This is a genomic window from Stenotrophomonas sp. (assembly GCF_032099025.1).
GTDB lineage: Bacteria > Pseudomonadota > Gammaproteobacteria > Xanthomonadales > Xanthomonadaceae > Stenotrophomonas.
In genome coordinates this window covers 146,439-162,933 of record NZ_DAMCID010000008.1, presented here as the reverse complement: position 1 = coordinate 162,933, position 16,495 = coordinate 146,439, and the positions used below count along the sequence as shown (strand labels likewise).

Below are 16,495 nucleotides of genomic sequence, written 5' to 3'. Positions count from 1 at the left end.
GTGTTCATGCAGGGCGTGGGCTATGCCTTCAGCTGCCTGGGCCCGTTCCTGTTCGGCTGGCTGCATGCCGTCAGCGGCGGCTGGCACCTGCCGTTCGGCTTCCTGCTGCTGTGTGCCGTGATCCTGCTGTGCGCGTCGTGGGTGGCGTGCAAGCCGCAGAAGCTGGAAGACGTGTGGTGACCTGACAACACTGGGGCGTGTCTTCGCCGGGCATCGCGGGGACACGCATGGCGGGTCGCTACGCCTAGACCCGTAGGGACACGCCATGCGTGTCCGGGTGTGGTGGGTGGCTCGATGTACACGCGTTGTGCGCATCTTGTGACGTAGCGTGTCTGTAACTGACCTGCCGTGCGGGTGGCTGGGGTCGGCAGACCTCCGGGGATCCCGTCCTGCGGGGGCCGATGAACGGTTTCAGGGTGTACAGACCCCGGGAACAGCGCCGTGGCGGCGGCCGGATGGTCTTGTAAATCAATACGTTGAAGCATTGATCGCGTCTGTTCCCACAGCTGCGGAGGCCGAAGTGCGTGTTAATTATTTGTCAGCAAAGGCCAACTAAGGCACGATTGGCATGTGATGTGCGTCACATTTCTCGCACAACACGATTCTTTTGAAGGGATGCTCCCGGGGGTTCCATGTTCAACCATCGGCCGCTGGCGCTCTGCGTCGGCCTGGCATGCGCCACACTCAGTCTGTCCGCTCCGGCCGCCCCTGCGGCAACGTCGCGGGCCGACCACCTGGCTGAGATCAGCCAGTACCGCGACCAGGCCCGCTGGCTCGACGCCCTCGCCGCGATCGAGCGCGCGCAGGTGGATGCGCCTGGCGATGACCTGCTGTACCGGCTGCAGGTGCTCAGCCTGTCCGATATCGGTAATGCCCACCGCGCGTGGCAGATGTACCAGGCGCGCCCGGACCTGTTCGACGACGCCCAGAAACAGCGCTTCGAGGCCAACTACCTGGCCAAGCGCGTGGGCTGGAGCCTGGCCTACGGCGCCAGCGAAGACACCCGCCTGGACGAGGCCGAAGACGCGTTGGCGCAGATGGAGCGCTACCTGCAGCGCGACGGCCTGACCGTGCAGACCGCGCCGCTGCGGATCCGTTACGACCGCCTGATCCTGCTCAACCGGCTGGGCCGGCATGAGCAGCTGCGCGACGAATACCGCGCCCTGCTGGCCGCCGGCCACGAGGTGCCCAACTACCTGATGGCCGCCGTCGGCGATTCGCTGATGGCCAGCCAGCACCCCGATGAAGCCATTCCGGTGCTGGAAGCCGCGCTCAAGGCCGACCCCGGCCGCAGCGAAGTGCACTCCGAACTGGCCTACGCACACCTGGAAAGCGAGCGCGCCGACACCGCCGTCGGCGTACTCACCCAATGGCAGGCGCAGGAGCCGGCGTGGCGCTGGGCCAAGGGCGCGCGCGCACCGTATGCGAACTGGCCGCGCTACGAAGCCGACCTCAACCTGTCGATGATCCGTGCCTACAGCGGCGACCTGCCGACCGCGCAGCACGATCTGGAAAAAATGGTCGAACTGGCGCCGGCCAACGGCGGTACGCAGTCCTCGCTGGGCAACGTGTACATGATGCGCGGCTGGCCGCGGCGGGCGCTGGAACGCTACAGCATGGCCAACACGCTGGACCCGCGCGACGTCTCGGCGCGCCTGGGCCAGCACGACGCCTACGTGGAACTGCAGCGCGACGACCTGGCACGGCCCATCCACGATTCGCTGCTGGAGCGCTACCCCAACCAGCCCTCGGTGCAGCGCATGGACCGCAGCTGGAAGGCGCACCGCGGCTGGCAGCTGCGTGCCTATGCCGAAGGCGGGCGCAGCGAAGGCGGTGGCGGCACCTCGCCACTGGGCAACGACGATGCGCGTTACGGCGTGGAACTGCAGTCGCCGGTGATCGACGACCGCTGGCGCGTGGTCACCTTCGCCGACCGCCGCAGCGTGGATTTCCAGGAACAGACCATCCGCCCGCTGTGGGTGGGCCTGGGCACCCGCTACCGCTTCGGCCAGGCCGATGCGGAGCTGTTCGTCAACCGCGCCAACGACGATATCGGCGACACCGGCCTGAGCGGCGGCTTCGGATGGCAGTTCAACGACCGCTGGCATGCCGGCGTCACCGCCGCGCGCAACGCCGCCGATGCCTCGCTGCAGGCGCGCGTATCGGGTATCACCGCCGACAGCGTGGCCGTCGCGGTGGACTATCGCCGCAACGAACTCACCCACTGGAGCGCCGGTGCGAGCCAGTTCCGCTATGACGATGGCAACCGCCGCGACACGCTCAGCACCAGCATCGAACAGCGCCTGCTGACCCGCCCCACCCTGCTGCTGGATGGCCTGGGCAGCCTGTACGCCAGCCGTGGCAGCCGCGATGACGTGCCCTACTTCAACCCGTCCGAAGACCGCTCGGCGGAGATCGGGCTGCGCGTGGACCAGCAGCTGTGGCGCCACTACGAGCGGCACTTCCGCCACCGCCTGACGGTATCGCTGGGCAACTACTGGCAGCAGGGTTTCGGCAGTGCGCTGGTGCCTTCGGCCGAGTATCGCCATGAGTGGCAGCTGGCCGATGGCCGGATCTTCGAATACGGGATCAGCTGGTCGCGGCCGGTCTACGACGGCAACCGTGAACGACACATCGGCCTCGACGCCGGTCTGCGCTGGGGACAATGAGATGCGACACATGGACTTGAAGCGCTTCACTTCCTGGCTGCTGCTGGCCGTGCTGGCCGTGTGTGCCAGCGTGCAGGCCGCGCCGCCGCCGGTACTGGACTCGGCCGACAACGGCCTGCTGGTGCTCAGCTACCACGACATCCGCGATGACGTGGCGACCAAGGGTGACCCGGATGCGTATTCGGTAAGCACCCAGAACTTCGCCGCGCACCTGGACTGGCTGTCGGCGCATGGCTACCACCCGGTGTCGCTGTCGCAGCTGATCACCGCCTCGCAGGGCGGCACGCCGCTGCCGACCAAGCCGGTGCTGCTGACCTTTGATGACGGCCTGCGCAGCGTGTACACCAAGGTGTTCCCGCTGCTGCGCGCCTACAACTACCCGGCGCTGGTGGCGGTGATCACCGACTACGTGGACATGCCGGCCGGCCGCCAGATCGACTACGGCTACCGCCCCTTCACCCACGACGACTTCCTGACCTGGGAGCAGATCCGCGAGATGCAGCGCAGCGGCCTGGTCGAGCTGGCCAGCCACACCGACAACCTGCACCACGGCGTGCAGTCCAACCCGCAGGGCAACTCGACCCCGGCGGTGATCACCCGCACCTACGACCCGACCACGCAGCAGTACGAAACCGCCGCACAGTACGAAGCCCGCCTGCGTACCGACCTGGGCCTGAGCGTGAAGCGCATCCAGGACAATGTGGGGGTCAGCCCGAAGGCGATCGTGTGGCCGTACGCGGCCTACAACGCACTCAGCAACAGGATCGCCGAAGACCTGGGCATGCCGGTGTCGTTCGACCTGGAAGGCCGCAGCACCCCGGTCACGCGCGACCTGCACGGGTTGGCGCGGTTGCTGGTGACCGGCAACCCGGCGGTGACCCAGCTGGCCTACGAACTGCGCCGCGACGTCGAACGCGACGGCATGCGCGCCCTGCAGATCGACCTGGACGCGGTGTACGACACCGACCCGGTGCAGCAGGCGAAGAACCTGGACGCGCTGATCGACCGGGTCAAGAAGATCGGCCCGACCCACGTGTTCCTGCAGGCCTTCGCCGATCCGGACGGCAACGGTTCGGCCGATGCGCTGTACTTCCCCAACCGCCACCTGCCGATGCGCGCGGACCTGTTCAACCGCGTGGCCTGGCAGCTCAAGACCCGCGCCGGCGTGAAGGTGTACGCATGGCTGCCGGTACTGGGTTATGAACTGAAGGACCCGGCCATCCGCGCGGCACTGGCGATCGAGAGCCCGGAGAAGGACGGCATCTTCCGGCTCGACTTCACCCAACCGAAGGTGCGCCGGATCATCGACGACGTCTACGAAGACCTGGCCATCAACTCGTATTTCGAGGGCCTGCTGTTCCATGACGATGCCTACCTGCGCGATACCGAGCTGGCCAACCTGCCGCAGGAGGGCGACGACGGCGCGCGTACCCAGGCGCTGATCGACTTCACCCTGGAGCTGCGCACCGCCGCGCAGCGCTGGCGCCCGAAGCTGGCCACTGTGCGCAACCTGTACGCGCAGCCGGTGCTGCAGCCGCAGAGCGCCAGCTGGTTCGCCCAGCGCCTGGACCTGTTCAACAAGGCCTACGACCACACCGCGTTGATGGCGATGCCGTGGATGGAAGGCAGCCGCAATCCGGAGAAGTGGCTGGACCGGCTGGTGGTGGCCGTGCGCGAGCACGACCCGCAGTTGTCGCAGACGATGTTCGAACTGCAGACGGTGGACTGGCGCACGCAGACGCCGATTTCCGGCGAGCGCCTGCGCGCGCAGATCCGGCGCCTGCAGGCGCAGGGCGTGCGTCATTTTGCCTGGTACCCGGACGACTTCATTGGCGGCCGGCCGTCCACCTACGATGCGCGCGCAGCGATGTCGGCACGCACCTTCCCGTACGAGGAAAAGTGAGGCCGCCATGCATCCGCTCCTCTATCTGCTGTTCCAGTTCGCCTTCTTCTACCCGATGGTGATGGCGTTCTTCTGGATGTCCGGCGGGCTGTATTACTTCTTCCGCCGCGAACGCAAGGCGCGCCTGCGCGACGACCCGCCGCCGATGACGTACTACCCGTTCGCGTCGATCCTGATTCCCTGCCACAACGAATCGGACAACCTGGACGATACGCTCGGGGCTGCACTGGCGCAGAACTACCCGGACTTCGAGGTGATCGCCATCAACGATGGCAGCCGCGACGATACCGGCGCGCGGCTCGATGCCCTGGCGGCCATGCACCCGCGCCTGCGCGTGGTGCACCTGGACCGCAACCTGGGCAAGGCCAATGCATTGCGCATGGGCGCGCTGGCGGCGCGCTCGGAATACCTGGTCTGCATTGACGGCGATGCGATGCTGGAGGAACACGCCACCCACTGGATGGTGTGGCACCTGACCTCCGGCCCGCGCGTGGGCGCGGTGACCGGCAACCCGCGCATCCGCAACCGCTCCACCCTGCTGGGGCGGCTGCAGGTGGCGGAATTCTCGTCGATCATCGGCATGATCAAGCGCGCGCAGCGCGTGTACGGGCGCATCTTCACCATTTCCGGGGTCATCGCCGGGTTCCGCCGCACGGCGCTGCACCGCATCGGCTACTGGGCCGATGACATGATCACCGAAGACATCGACATCAGCTGGCGCCTGCAGCTGGACCATTGGGACATCCGCTACGAGCCCAATGCGCTGTGCTTCATCCTGATGCCCGAGACCCTCAAGGGACTCTGGCGGCAGCGCCTGCGCTGGGCCCAGGGCGGTGTGGAAGTGCTGCTGCGGCACGGCCGCTCGCTGTTCGACTGGCGCAAGCGGCGCATGTGGGGCGTGCTGCTGGAGTACATCCTGAGCGTGGTGTGGGCGTACACGATGCTGACCCTCATCGTGCTGTGGGCGCTGGGCAAGTTCATCCCGCTGCCGCCGCAGCTGTACATCGCCACGCTGCTGCCGCAATGGCATGGCGTGATCCTGGCGCTGGTGTGCCTGCTGCAGTTTGCCAGCAGCCTGATCATCGACCGTCGTTACGAAACGCATATTGGACGTAATTACTTCTGGGTGATCTGGTACCCGATGGCGTACTGGCTCATCAGTCTGTTCACGACCCTGGTGGCCCTGCCCAAGACGCTGATGAAGCGCCGCGGCAAGCGGGCGATCTGGGTCAGTCCTGACCGGGGCATACGATGAACGCCACAAAGCCGACCCGCCGTTACGATTCGCGCCTGATCCGCAAGACGCGCCAGCAGCCCCGCCTGCAGCGCACCGCCTGGGGGTTTGTGACCATCGCCTTCTGGGGGTTCTACTTCTACCTGTGGGCGCCGCTGGTGACGGCGCTGTCCTGGCTGCTGGGTGGCCAGCTGGCGTGGCTGCAGCTGTACGAATACAAACAGCGGGTGGACCCGTTCATCGTGATCGCGCTGCCGGTGATGCTGGTGTGCTGCTCGGTGCTGCTGATCGCATGGGCCGAGTACAACCGGCTGCGGTTTGCCGGCAAGGAACGGCGCAACCCGCGCGAGGATGTGTCGCTGGACGAGATCGCGCGCAACCTGGGCGCCAGCCCGGCGCTGGCCGCACGGCTGGCCAGTGGCAAGGCGGTGACGCTGCATATGGATGACCAGGCCCGGCCGATCGGCCTGACCGAACAGACCCTGCCGGGCTGATCGGGGCTGACGGGCTGACGGGCTGACGGGCTGATCGGGGCTAACGGGCCTGACGGGGGTAGAGCCACGCCCTGCGTGGCTGGTCTTCGGCAGGCACCGCGCTCAGCCACGCAGGGCGTGGCTCTACCGCGAAATCTGCACCGCGCTCAGCCACGCAGGGCGTGGCTCTACCGCGAAATCTGCACCTCGGAGCCACGCAGGGCGAGGCTCTACCGCGCGGGATCGGCATAGCGCGCGGTCACGTCCCCATGTGTAGACATCTTCACATCACTGACCCCGCCCGGGCGTACGCTCCGCCTCGGAGACATCCCGCACTTAACTGTGAGGGGTTATGACATGTCGTCTTTCCAGACTCTGGTCGATGAAATCGCCCGGGCAACCGGTCTTGGCCAAAACGCGCGGACGTTCATCGGTGTAGTCGCCGACTACATTTTCAAACAACCCGGCGGGTTCGCCGCATTTCGAAACAAATTCGAGAATGCCGGCCTCGGCAAGATCTTCACCTCCTGGCTGTCCGGCAAACCCGACATGCATCCCGTGGATGCCAGCCAGATCCTGGATGCCAGCCAGATCCGCAGCGCGCTGGGCAACGAGGATGTGCAGTACATAGCGGAGAAGTCCGGGATTGCCAGCGGGCTGGTGCCTTCCCTGCTGGCCACCACGCTTCCGATGCTGGTGCGGGCGGTGACCGCGGGCGGCGTCATGCCCACTTCACTGCCGGCCGGGCTGATCGAGGGCAGGCGGAAGGCAACACAGCCCTTCCGCCTCTGGCGCTGGCTGTTGCCGATCCTGGCCCTGCTGGCGCTGGCCTACTGCGGCTGGAACATGCGCAACAAGACCCCCGCCCCGCCGCGGACCACCGCCAGCACGTCCACACCCGCGACGCCGGCGACCGCCACGCCCGTGGCCAGCACCGAGCCACGCTTCAGCTTCAGCAACAACGGCGGCAAGATCAGCGTCGCGGGCACGCTGGCCAGCGCCGCGGAGAAGTTCCAGTTGTGGGAAGCCTTAACCGCGACCTTCGGCCGCAGCAATCTGTCGGGCCACCTCGACGTGGATGCCAGCGTGAGACCGGCAGGGTGGCTGGACCGGCTCAAGACGATGCTGCCGGATCTCAAGGCGGACGGATTGAAGTTCGCGTTCACCGGCGACAAGGCGAAACTGGATACCTCGGCCCTGCCGGCCGCCGGGCGTGCTGCGGTCAGCACGCTGTTTCAGCAACGGCTGGGCAATGTGGAGGTGGAGGGCATGTTCGATCGCGGGGTGGAGGCCATCAACAAGCTCGAGGGCGGCTACACCGCGACCGACCTGACGGCGGCGTTGAACCTCACCACGGTCACCTTCGAGACCGGGTCGGCCAGGCTGACCCGCAGCAGCCACGACATCATCGTCAAGGCCGCCGACGCCATCGAGGGCGCGCCGGCCGGGACCAAGGTCGAGGTGGGCGGTCACACCGATCGGCAAGGCGATGCAAGGGGCAACCAGGCGTTGAGCGAGCAACGTGCGAACGCGGTGGTGGACGCGTTGGTGACCCAGGGTGTGCCAGCCGACCGGTTGGTGGCGCGCGGGTTCGGGTCGAACCAGCCGCTGGCCGACAACAACACGGACGCCGGGCGCGCGAAGAACCGGCGGATCAGCTACACGGTGCGGTGATCGCTTGCAGGACGGCGATGCAGGATGCCGGCCACTGCCCGGCATCCTGCCGTAACGACCAACGGTCGTTACCTGCCCGGCAGGTGACGACTGTTGGTCGTCACGCCCGCACCTGCCCCGCTCCGCGTACCACGAAGCGCTCCACCGTCAGCGCTTCCAGCCCCATCGGGCCGTACGCGTGGAGGCGGGTGGTGGAGATGCCGATTTCAGCGCCCAGGCCCAGTTCGCCGCCATCGGAGAACCGCGACGAGGCGTTGACCATCACCACCGCCGACCGCAGCGCCTGCACGAACCGCTCGGCCGCGGCGGCATCCTCGGTGGCGATCACTTCCGTGTGGTCCGAGCTGTACTGCTGGATGTGCGCCAGCGCCTGCGTGATGTCGTCGACCACGCGCACGGCAATGATCAGGTCCAGATACTCGGCCGCGAAGTCCTCGTCGGTGGCCAGCGCTGCTTCGGGCAGCCACTGACGTGCGCGTGCATCGGCGCGGATCTCAACGCCGCGTTCGCGCAACGCGGCGTCGGCCAACGGCAGGAACGTGGCGGCCACATCGGCATGTACCAGCAGCGTCTCCAGCGAATTGCAGGCCGACGGGCGGCTGCACTTGCCATCCACCAGCAGCGCCACCGCCTGCGGCAGGTCGGCGGCGCGGTCCACGTAGAGGTGGCACACGCCCTTGTAGTGCTTGATCACCGGCACCCGCGCATGTTCGGCCACGAACCGGATCAGTCCTTCCCCGCCGCGCGGAATCGCCAGGTCGATCAGGTCACTGAGCTGCAACAAGGCAAGCATGGTCTCCCGGCGCAGGTCTTCCACGAGGGTCAACGCCGCGTCGGGCACGCCGGCCTCGCGCAATGCGCGCTTCAGCGAGGCGGCAATGGCGGTGTTGGACTGGATGGCCTCCGAGCCGCCGCGCAGGATCACGCCGTTGCCTGCCTTGATGCACAGCGCGGCCGCATCGGCAGTGACGTTGGGACGCGCTTCGTAGATCATGGCGATCACGCCCAGCGGCACGCGCACCTTCTGCACGCGGATGCCGTTGGGGCGCACGTCGTCGCGGGTGACCGTCCCGACCGGATCGGGCAGCGCCGCTACCTCGCGCAATGCGGCGCTGACGGCGGACAGCCGGGCCGGGTTCAGTGCCAGGCGGTCGAGCATGGCACTGCCGACGCCGTTGGCTTCGGCGGCGGCGAGATCGCGGGCGTTGGCGGCGAGGATGGTGTCGGTGTCGGCGTCCAGTGCATCGGCCATGTCCATCAGCAGCGCGGCCTTGGCGGTGGACGAGAGCTGCGCAAGGACCTGGGCGGCGTCACGGCAGGCCAGCGCCTGGGTGCGGATATCAGCTGCGGGGCTGCCAACCATCTCAATCTCCTGGGGATGAACACTGTAGAGCCACGCCCTGCGTGGCTGCGTGGCTGCGCTCGGAATGCAGCCACGCAGGGCGTGGCTCTACGGGGCAATGCAGCCACGCAGGGCGTGGCTCTACGGGGCAATGCAGCCACGCAGGGCGTGGCTCTACGGGTGCGGGTGTCGTGATGTTCACACCAGCACCAGGTCATCGCGGTGGATCACATTGCCACCGTAGTTGTAGCCCAGCACGCTTTCAATGTCGCGCGAATGCCGCCCGGCCACGCGGCGGATGTCGCTGGCCGAGTACTGCGTGACACCGCGCGCAAGCCGGATGTCGCCACCGGCGTGGCGCAGCCGCACCTCCACCATGTCGCCGCGGCGGAAGTCGCCCTCGGCACCGGTCACGCCACCCGGCAGCAGCGAGGCCCCCTTGTCGCGCAGCGCGGCGGCGGCACCTTCATCGATGACGATGGCACCGGCCTCCAGCGGCGCATGCCGCAGCCAGTACTTTCGCGCGGCATCGCGGGTCTGCCCGGCGTGGATGCGGGTACCGAACAACCGTCCCTGGGCCAGCGCGCGCACCACGTCGGCATCGCGGCCGTTGAACAGGCAGGTGTCGATGCCCACGCGACCGGCCTTGGCCGCCGCCTCCAGTTTGGTGTGCATGCCGCCGGTACCCGCACCACTGCCGGCACCCCCCGCCATGGCCAGCACCTCGATGGTCAGCTCGGGCACGTCATGGATCGGCCGCGCCTGCGGGTTGCGGCGCGGGTCGGCGCTGTACAGGCCGTCGATGTCGGTGGCGATGAACAGCACGTCCGCATCGATCAGGGCCGCCACCGTGGCCGCCAGGTTGTCGTTGTCGCCGAGCTTGAGCTCGTCCACGGATACCGTGTCGTTCTCGTTCACCACCGGCAGCGCGCCCAGCCGCAGCAGCTCATTGAGCGTGGCGCGTGCGTTGAGATAGCGTCGGCGGTTGCGCAGGTCGTCGTGGGTGAGCAGCACCTGCGCCACCGGGCGTTCGAAGAAGCGCTGCCACAGCCCGATCAGCTGCGCCTGGCCGAGCGCGGCCAGCGCCTGGCGCGCGGCCATGGCGGCGCCTGCCTCGATCGCACGCGGCACGATCGCGCGCCCTGCGGCCACCGCGCCCGACGACACGATCACCACCTCGCGCCCGGCGAGCACGTTGGCCGAAACGAACTGCGCCAGGCCCAGCGCATGCCGCGGCGACAGCCCGCCCCCATCGGCAGCCAGCAGACTGCTGCCGACCTTGAGCACGGCGCGCTTCCAGCCAGGCACGGGCTGTTCGGGAAACGGGGACTGCACGGGACCCAGGCTCATCGCAGCGGCGCCCTCAGCGGGTGGACCATTCGTGGACGGTCGCGGTGGCGCTGCCCAGGGTCATCAGTGGATCGGCATCGACGATGGCCTGCGCGGCGGCGCAGTCGGCCACGTTGTGCAGCACGTAGGCGCCGCCGGTCTTGTCGGTGAAGCCGCCGGTGAGGAGCAGCTGGTCGCGGGTGCGCAGCTCGTCCAGGAAACGAACGTGCTCGGTACCCGCGTCATCGCGGAACTCGGGGGTGCGGGTAACCAGTACGAGATAGCAGATCTTCATGCGGATATCCGTTGATTCATGCCGATACAGGAACGGCGGCCAGTGGCCGCCGTTCTGCGTTACACCAGCGCCGCCCAGCGCGCGCGCAGTTCATCCAGCCGCAGGTCGGCGGCCGCGCCGGGCGACACGCGCGCGGCCAGACTGCCTTCGGGCGTGCGCCCCTGCCCCGCCGTGTCCGATGCCGCCGCCGCGGCCTTGTAGGCCTCGCGGAACGGCACGCCGGCCACGGCCGCTTCCACGGCAACGTCAGTCGCATACATGCCGGAGTCGATGGCCGCGCGCAGCTTGTCTTCGCGCCACTCCAGGTTGGCCAGCAGCGCCGGCAGCAGTTCCAGCGCCGCCAGGCCACGGCCGAAGCCGTGGAAGATGGCGCCCTTGCTGCCCTGCAGGTCGCGGTGGTACCCCGACGGCAGCGACAGCAGCTGCTCGATCTCGGTACGCGCGGCGGCCACGCTGGCATGGGTGGCGCGCATCAGTTCGATCACGTCCGGGTTGCGCTTGTTGGGCATGATCGAGCTGCCGGTGGTGTACTGCGCCGGCAGCGCCACGAAGCCGTACTCGCCACTGGTGAACAGCGACAGGTCCCACGCCAGGCGCCGCAGGTCCAGGGTGGCGCCGCCCAGCGCCTCCAGCGCGGCCAGTTCGAACTTGCCGCGCGACAGCTGCGCGTAGATCGGCGACACCTGCATGCGCGCAAAGCCCAGCGCATGGGTGGTGTGCGCGCGGTCCAGCGGCAGGTTGACGCCGTAGCCGGCGGCGGTGCCCAGCGGATTGGCGTCCACCAGCGCGAAGGTGTCGTGTGCGCGGGTGGCGTTGTCGATGAAGGCTTCGGCCCAGCCGGCCCACCACATGCCCGCCGAGGACACCACGGCGCGCTGGATGTGGGTGTAGCCCGGCACCGGCAGGTCCTTCTCGGCCTCGGCACGGTCGAGCGCGACCTTGGCGATCTCGCGGCTCAGTTCGCCCACACGCCGCAGCTTGTCCTTCAGCCACAAACGGGTAGCCACCAGGATCTGGTCATTGCGGCTGCGGCCGGTGTGGATCTTGCGGCCGGCATCGCCGAGGCGCTCGGTCAACCGCGCCTCGATGGCCGAATGGCAATCCTCGAACCGCTCGTCGAGCACGAAGGCGCCGCTGCGGAAATCGTCGGCCAGGACGTCCAGCTCACGCTGCAGGTCGGTACGCTCGGCGGTATCGAGGATGCCGATGTTCTCCAGGCCCTGCGCGTGCGCCTTGCTGGCGGCAACGTCGTAGAGGAAGAACTCACGGTCCAGGATGACGTCATCGCCAGCCAGGAAGGTCTGGATCTTCGCGTCTACCGCCACGCCGGGCTTCTGCCAAAGAAGGTCTGCCATGTCTTGCTCCAATCAATGCGGAATTGCGGTGAGTTCGTCCAGGCCCAGGGCCAGGTTGAGGTTCTGCATGGCCTGGGTGGCCGCGCCCTTGAGCAGGTTGTCCAGGGTCGCTACGACGACCACGCGCTTGCCGCCCGGGGCCACGTCGAAGCCGCCGATCTGCACGCCGTGGCGGCCGGCGATGCGGCTCACCCACGGCGCTTCGTCGAGGATTTCGACCAGCGCCTCGTTGGCATAGAAGCGACGGTAGGCGTCCACGATCTGCTCGCGGCTCAGCGGCTGCTGCAGCCACAGGTTGACGGTCATGGTGATGCCACGGAAATGCGGTGCCACGTGCGGCATGAACTCCACCGGCACGCGCAGGTGCGCGGTGACTTCGCGCTCGTGCACGTGGTTGGTGAGCGCATACGGCATGAGGTTGTCGCGCAGCAGTTCGGGGTTGTTCTTGTCCGACGGGCTGGTGCCCGCACCGGAGTACCCGGACACGCCGAAGCACTGCGGCGGGCCGGCCAGCTGGTCCAGCAGTGGGCTGATCGCCAGCTGCATGGCGGTGGCGTAGCAGCCCGGATTGCTGATGTGCGTCTGCCCGGTGTAGTCGCCGCGGGTCAGTTCGGGCAGACCGTAGTACCAGCTGCCCTCGAAGCGATGGTCGGCCGACAGGTCGACGATCACGGTGCCCGGTCGCGCGGCGTCCAGCGCAGCCACGAACGGCGCGGAGAGGTTGTTGGGCAGCGCCAGGATCACCGCGTCCACGCCCTTGGCGGCAACGGCGTCGGCATCGAGATTCTCGAAGGCGATATCGCCGGTGATCTCGGGATAGTGCTCACCCACGCGCTGCCCGGCCAGCTCGCGCGAGGACACGAAGCCCAGCGACAGCTGTGGATGCGCGGCGATCAGTTTGACCAGCTCGGCGCCGGTATGGCCACGGGCACCGACGATGCCAATGGTGAATGTTGTTTTGGAAGTGCTCATGCGTGTGCGTCCAGGCGGTCCTGCAGGGCGCGCTTCACGTCCTGCCATTCCGAATCGATGATGGAGAAGACGACCGTGTCGCGCGGGGTGCCGTTGGGGTGACGCTTGTGGTTGCGCAGCACGCCTTCCTGGGTAGCGCCCAGCCGCGCGATGGCCGCGCGCGATGCGGCGTTGTGCGAGCTGGTTTCAAACGCCACGCTGATGCACTTCAACCGCTCGAAGGCGTGGGTAAGCAGCATCAGCTTGGCCTGGGTGTTCACGCCGGTGCGCTGCGCGGAGGGGCCGTACCAGGTGTAGCCGATGCTCAGCCGCGGCACGTCTTCCTCCAGCGCGTAGTAGCGGGTGCTGCCCACCACGTTACCGTCTGCGTTGAGCACCGCGAACGGCAGCACCTTGCCTGCGGCCTGGTCCTGCAGCGCCGCCTGCACATACCCGGTCATGGTCTTGGCGCTGGGGACCTGCGCGTACCACAGCTCGGACAACGCGCCGTCGCCCAGCGCACCGCGCAGGCCGTCGATGTGGGCCATCTGCAACGGCTCCAGCCGTGCATGCCGGCCGTCCAGCGTAGGGACCTTGGTCCAGTCGGCATGATTCATGGGGTCAGCCCTCCAGGCTCGGGGTGCGCGTGGCGCAATGGTCGACATAGGTGCGGATGCGATCAAAGCCATCGGCGCCGAACCAGAACACCTTCCAATGGTCCTGCTTGTAGCAGCCATCGGATTCGGCGTAGTAGAAATGATTGATCGGGTTGCCGTGGCGCGAGCGCCAGAACAGCTGCGGGGTTTCGTCCAGCATCACGTTCCAGACCGCGCGGCCCAGGCCTTCGCCCTGCGCGTCGTCGAGCACGGCGAACTTGTCCAGGTACACGCCCTCGGCCTCGTCGGTGAGGATCACCGCGGCGCGGTAGTTCTCGCTGACGTAGGCGCGCAGCAGCCGGGTCTTGTCGAAGTAGTGCGGCACCAGCGTGCGGCCGAAGCTGGACTCGATCAGGCCCTTCAGCCGCGGCAGGTCGAGTTCGCTCCAGTCGGTGGCGCGCAGTACGCGCTCACCCTTGCGCACCAGCGTGCCGGAGCCCTTGTGGGTGAACAGCTCCTTGGCCAGGTCCGCGGGCCGCGTGATCGACACCGACGACTCCAGCGGCAGGCGGTCCAGCAGGTCCTTGATCTGTTCGATCTTGACCCGCATGCCACCGTGGATCCACGGCTGCTGCATGAGCTGGTCGTACTCGGTGGACAGGTTGATCGAGTCGATCACGTTGCCGTCTTCGTCGAGCAGGCCGCCGGTGCCTGTGAGGAAGATGATCTTGTACGGCTGCAGTTCCTGCACCAGCTCGTTGGCCGCGAAGTCGGCGTTGACGTTGAGGATCTGCCCGCAGCGGGTCTCTCCCAGGCTGGTGATCACCGGGATGGAGCCGGCCCGCAGGCTGGCTTCGATCGGTGCGAGGTTGACCTTCTTCACCTCGCCCACCAGACCGTAGGTGGCCTGGTCCAGGTACTCGGCCTCGAACACGCCGCCGGTGATGGAGGTGGCGCGTGCGCCGTTCTGCTGCAGCGCTTCCACCAGCTGCAGGTTGGAGGCCTGGAACACCCGGCGCACGATGGCCAGGCCTTCCGGCGAGGTCACGCGCAGGCCGTTGACGGTTTCCTTGACGATCCCCGCTGCCGACAGCTCGGCATCCAGCTGCGGGCCGGCGCCGTGCAGCACGATCGGGGTGAGGCCGACTTCCTGCAGGAACGACAGCGAGGACGTCAGCGCATCGAGGTCGTCGCGCAGCACCGCGCCGCCGACCTTGACCACGGCGAAGCGCTTGGCGTCCACCTGTGAGAAGCGCTTGAGGTACTGGCTGATCTCTTTCGCGCTGGCCATGCTCGAAAGCAGGCGCACGATGGTCTGGCGGGTCTGGCGGTGGGGCTGGAGGGCAGGAGACATGTCGGTTTCATCACAGGCGGCGGTCGCCGCGTTGCAGGTCCGACCGGCAAAGCCGGGCGGCATGTTCAAGGGTCAGGCGCCGGCGCTGATGATGCGGTGCACGGCGTCGGTGTAACGCTGCAGCTGCTCCAGCGTCACGAACTCATCGGCGGTGTGGGCCTGGGCGATGTCACCCGGGCCGTACACCAAGGTGGTGTAGCCACCGGCCGAGAACAGCGAGGCTTCGGTCCAGAAGTCCACGGCGTTGCCGATCGGCAGGTCCAGCGCATCGGCCACGTCGCGTGCGAGCAGGCGGCGGTTCTCCGCCTCGGCGATGTCGCCGGCCGGCAGGCTGGGGCCACGGAAGGTTTCGGTGAACAGCGCGGCCTCGGGTTCGGCGAAACCGGCAAAGGTGGCCAGCAGCGAATCAATGTCCATCGACGGCAGCGGGCGGAAGCCGAACCGCAGTTCGGCGGCCGGGGCGATCATGTTGGCCTTGATGCCGCCTTCGACCCGGCCGATGTTGAAGCGCAGCCCGGTGAGGCCGCCGAAGCGTGCATGCGCCAGCGATTCCACGTGGTCCAGCGCGCGGTTGCCCCAGCGCATGGCCTGGTGCAGTGCACTGGCGGCCGCGTCCTGCTTGCCGGAGGCATGCCCGGCGCGGCCGGCGAAGTTCATCAGCACCGAACTGATGCCACGGTGCGCGAGCACCGCTTCGCTCATGGTTGGCTCGGCCACCAGCACGGCGTCGTAGGGAATGCCGCGCGCCAGGAAGGCGGCGATGCAGCGCGGGTCGTTGGCTTCCTCGTCGCTGGAAAACAGGAACGCGGCGTCGCCATCGCTGGCATTGGCCGCGGCCACCAGTGCGGCGGCCGCGCCCTTGATGTCGCAGACACCCAGCCCGATCACGCGGTCATCGCTACGCCGCATCACGTGCGGGTCGGCGCTCCAATGCGGGGAATCGGGCACGGTGTCCAGGTGCACGTTGAACAGGTACCGCGGCGTGCCCCGCACCGCATACAGGCTGACCGCACCGTCGCCATGGTCGATCACTTCCACGTTGAACCCGGGCAGGTTCGCGCGCAGGTAATCGAAGATGCCACCGGTGGTGATCGCGCGCGGCGGATTGCGGGTGTCGAAGGACACCAGTGCCTGCAGGTGGTTGAGGGTCTGTTCCAACATGTGTCTGAAAATCCATCAAGGAGGGTAGTGCCGACCGCCGGCCGGCTCTGCAAGCCCGTAGTGCCGGCCGCTGGCCGGCTCTGCAATGATCCGGCCGTGCAGGGAGCCGGCCAGCGGCCGGCACTACGTGAAATCGGCTTTACGAGGAGCCGGCCAGCG

Annotated in this window: 13 protein-coding genes and 1 pseudogene; 6 read left to right on the top strand and 8 right to left on the bottom strand. The window is 67.7% G+C overall.

Annotation, left to right across the window (positions count from 1 at the left end):
- From RT456_RS08100 to RT456_RS08075, 6 genes and pseudogenes are all read left to right on the top strand, one after another.
- A pseudogene (locus RT456_RS08100) lies at nucleotides 1-180 on the top strand (MFS transporter); the annotation flags it as partial.
- 452 nt (nucleotides 181-632) lie between these two features.
- Complete coding sequence (gene pgaA, locus RT456_RS08095; RefSeq protein ID WP_313344891.1) at nucleotides 633-2,669, top strand: poly-beta-1,6 N-acetyl-D-glucosamine export porin PgaA; 2,037 nt, start codon at nucleotides 633-635, stop codon at nucleotides 2,667-2,669.
- 10 nt (nucleotides 2,670-2,679) lie between these two features.
- Nucleotides 2,680-4,572 carry a poly-beta-1,6-N-acetyl-D-glucosamine N-deacetylase PgaB gene (pgaB, locus tag RT456_RS08090; protein WP_313344888.1) on the top strand — a complete coding sequence of 631 codons (1,893 nt, stop codon included), beginning with the start codon at nucleotides 2,680-2,682 and terminating at the stop codon, nucleotides 4,570-4,572.
- A 7-nt stretch (nucleotides 4,573-4,579) separates the two neighbouring features.
- Complete coding sequence (gene pgaC / locus RT456_RS08085) at nucleotides 4,580-5,827, top strand: poly-beta-1,6-N-acetyl-D-glucosamine synthase (protein ID WP_313344886.1); 1,248 nt, start codon at nucleotides 4,580-4,582, stop codon at nucleotides 5,825-5,827.
- Nucleotides 5,824-6,300, top strand: a complete 477-nt coding sequence (pgaD, locus tag RT456_RS08080; RefSeq protein ID WP_313344884.1) for a poly-beta-1,6-N-acetyl-D-glucosamine biosynthesis protein PgaD — start codon at nucleotides 5,824-5,826, stop codon at nucleotides 6,298-6,300. The genes pgaC and pgaD overlap by 4 nt, the downstream gene beginning before the upstream one ends.
- A gap of 336 nt (nucleotides 6,301-6,636) precedes the next feature.
- A complete protein-coding gene (locus tag RT456_RS08075; protein ID WP_313344881.1) occupies nucleotides 6,637-7,953 on the top strand; it encodes an OmpA family protein in 1,317 nt (438 codons plus the stop codon).
- A gap of 100 nt (nucleotides 7,954-8,053) precedes the next feature.
- Here the strand turns inward: RT456_RS08075 and RT456_RS08070 are convergent, their stop codons facing one another.
- The 8 genes from RT456_RS08070 to RT456_RS08035 form a co-directional block, all read right to left on the bottom strand.
- The gene (locus tag RT456_RS08070) at nucleotides 8,054-9,316 is read right to left on the bottom strand and encodes a glutamate-5-semialdehyde dehydrogenase (protein WP_313344878.1); all 1,263 of its coding nucleotides are present in this window, start codon (nucleotides 9,314-9,316) and stop codon (nucleotides 8,054-8,056) included.
- Nucleotides 9,317-9,493: 177 nt separating this feature from the next.
- Nucleotides 9,494-10,645, bottom strand: coding sequence for a glutamate 5-kinase (gene proB / locus RT456_RS08065; protein ID WP_313344875.1), 1,152 nt, complete (start codon nucleotides 10,643-10,645; stop codon nucleotides 9,494-9,496).
- A gap of 13 nt (nucleotides 10,646-10,658) precedes the next feature.
- The gene (locus RT456_RS08060; RefSeq protein ID WP_313344872.1) at nucleotides 10,659-10,919 is read right to left on the bottom strand and encodes a YciI family protein; all 261 of its coding nucleotides are present in this window, start codon (nucleotides 10,917-10,919) and stop codon (nucleotides 10,659-10,661) included.
- 59 nt (nucleotides 10,920-10,978) lie between these two features.
- Nucleotides 10,979-12,274: an argininosuccinate lyase gene (gene argH / locus RT456_RS08055; RefSeq protein WP_313344869.1), complete on the bottom strand. Its 1,296-nt coding sequence runs from the start codon at nucleotides 12,272-12,274 to the stop codon at nucleotides 10,979-10,981.
- Between the two features lie 12 nt (nucleotides 12,275-12,286).
- Nucleotides 12,287-13,246, bottom strand: coding sequence for an N-acetyl-gamma-glutamyl-phosphate reductase (gene argC, locus RT456_RS08050; protein ID WP_313344866.1), 960 nt, complete (start codon nucleotides 13,244-13,246; stop codon nucleotides 12,287-12,289).
- Nucleotides 13,243-13,842, bottom strand: coding sequence for a GNAT family protein (locus RT456_RS08045; protein ID WP_313344864.1), 600 nt, complete (start codon nucleotides 13,840-13,842; stop codon nucleotides 13,243-13,245). Before RT456_RS08045 ends, argC begins: the two co-directional genes overlap by 4 nt.
- 4 nt (nucleotides 13,843-13,846) lie before the next feature.
- Nucleotides 13,847-15,175, bottom strand: coding sequence for an acetylglutamate kinase (locus RT456_RS08040; protein WP_313344861.1), 1,329 nt, complete (start codon nucleotides 15,173-15,175; stop codon nucleotides 13,847-13,849).
- Nucleotides 15,176-15,247: 72 nt separating this feature from the next.
- Nucleotides 15,248-16,336, bottom strand: a complete 1,089-nt coding sequence (locus RT456_RS08035) for an acetylornithine deacetylase (protein ID WP_313344858.1) — start codon at nucleotides 16,334-16,336, stop codon at nucleotides 15,248-15,250.
- Nucleotides 16,337-16,495: the final 159 nt, after the last annotated feature.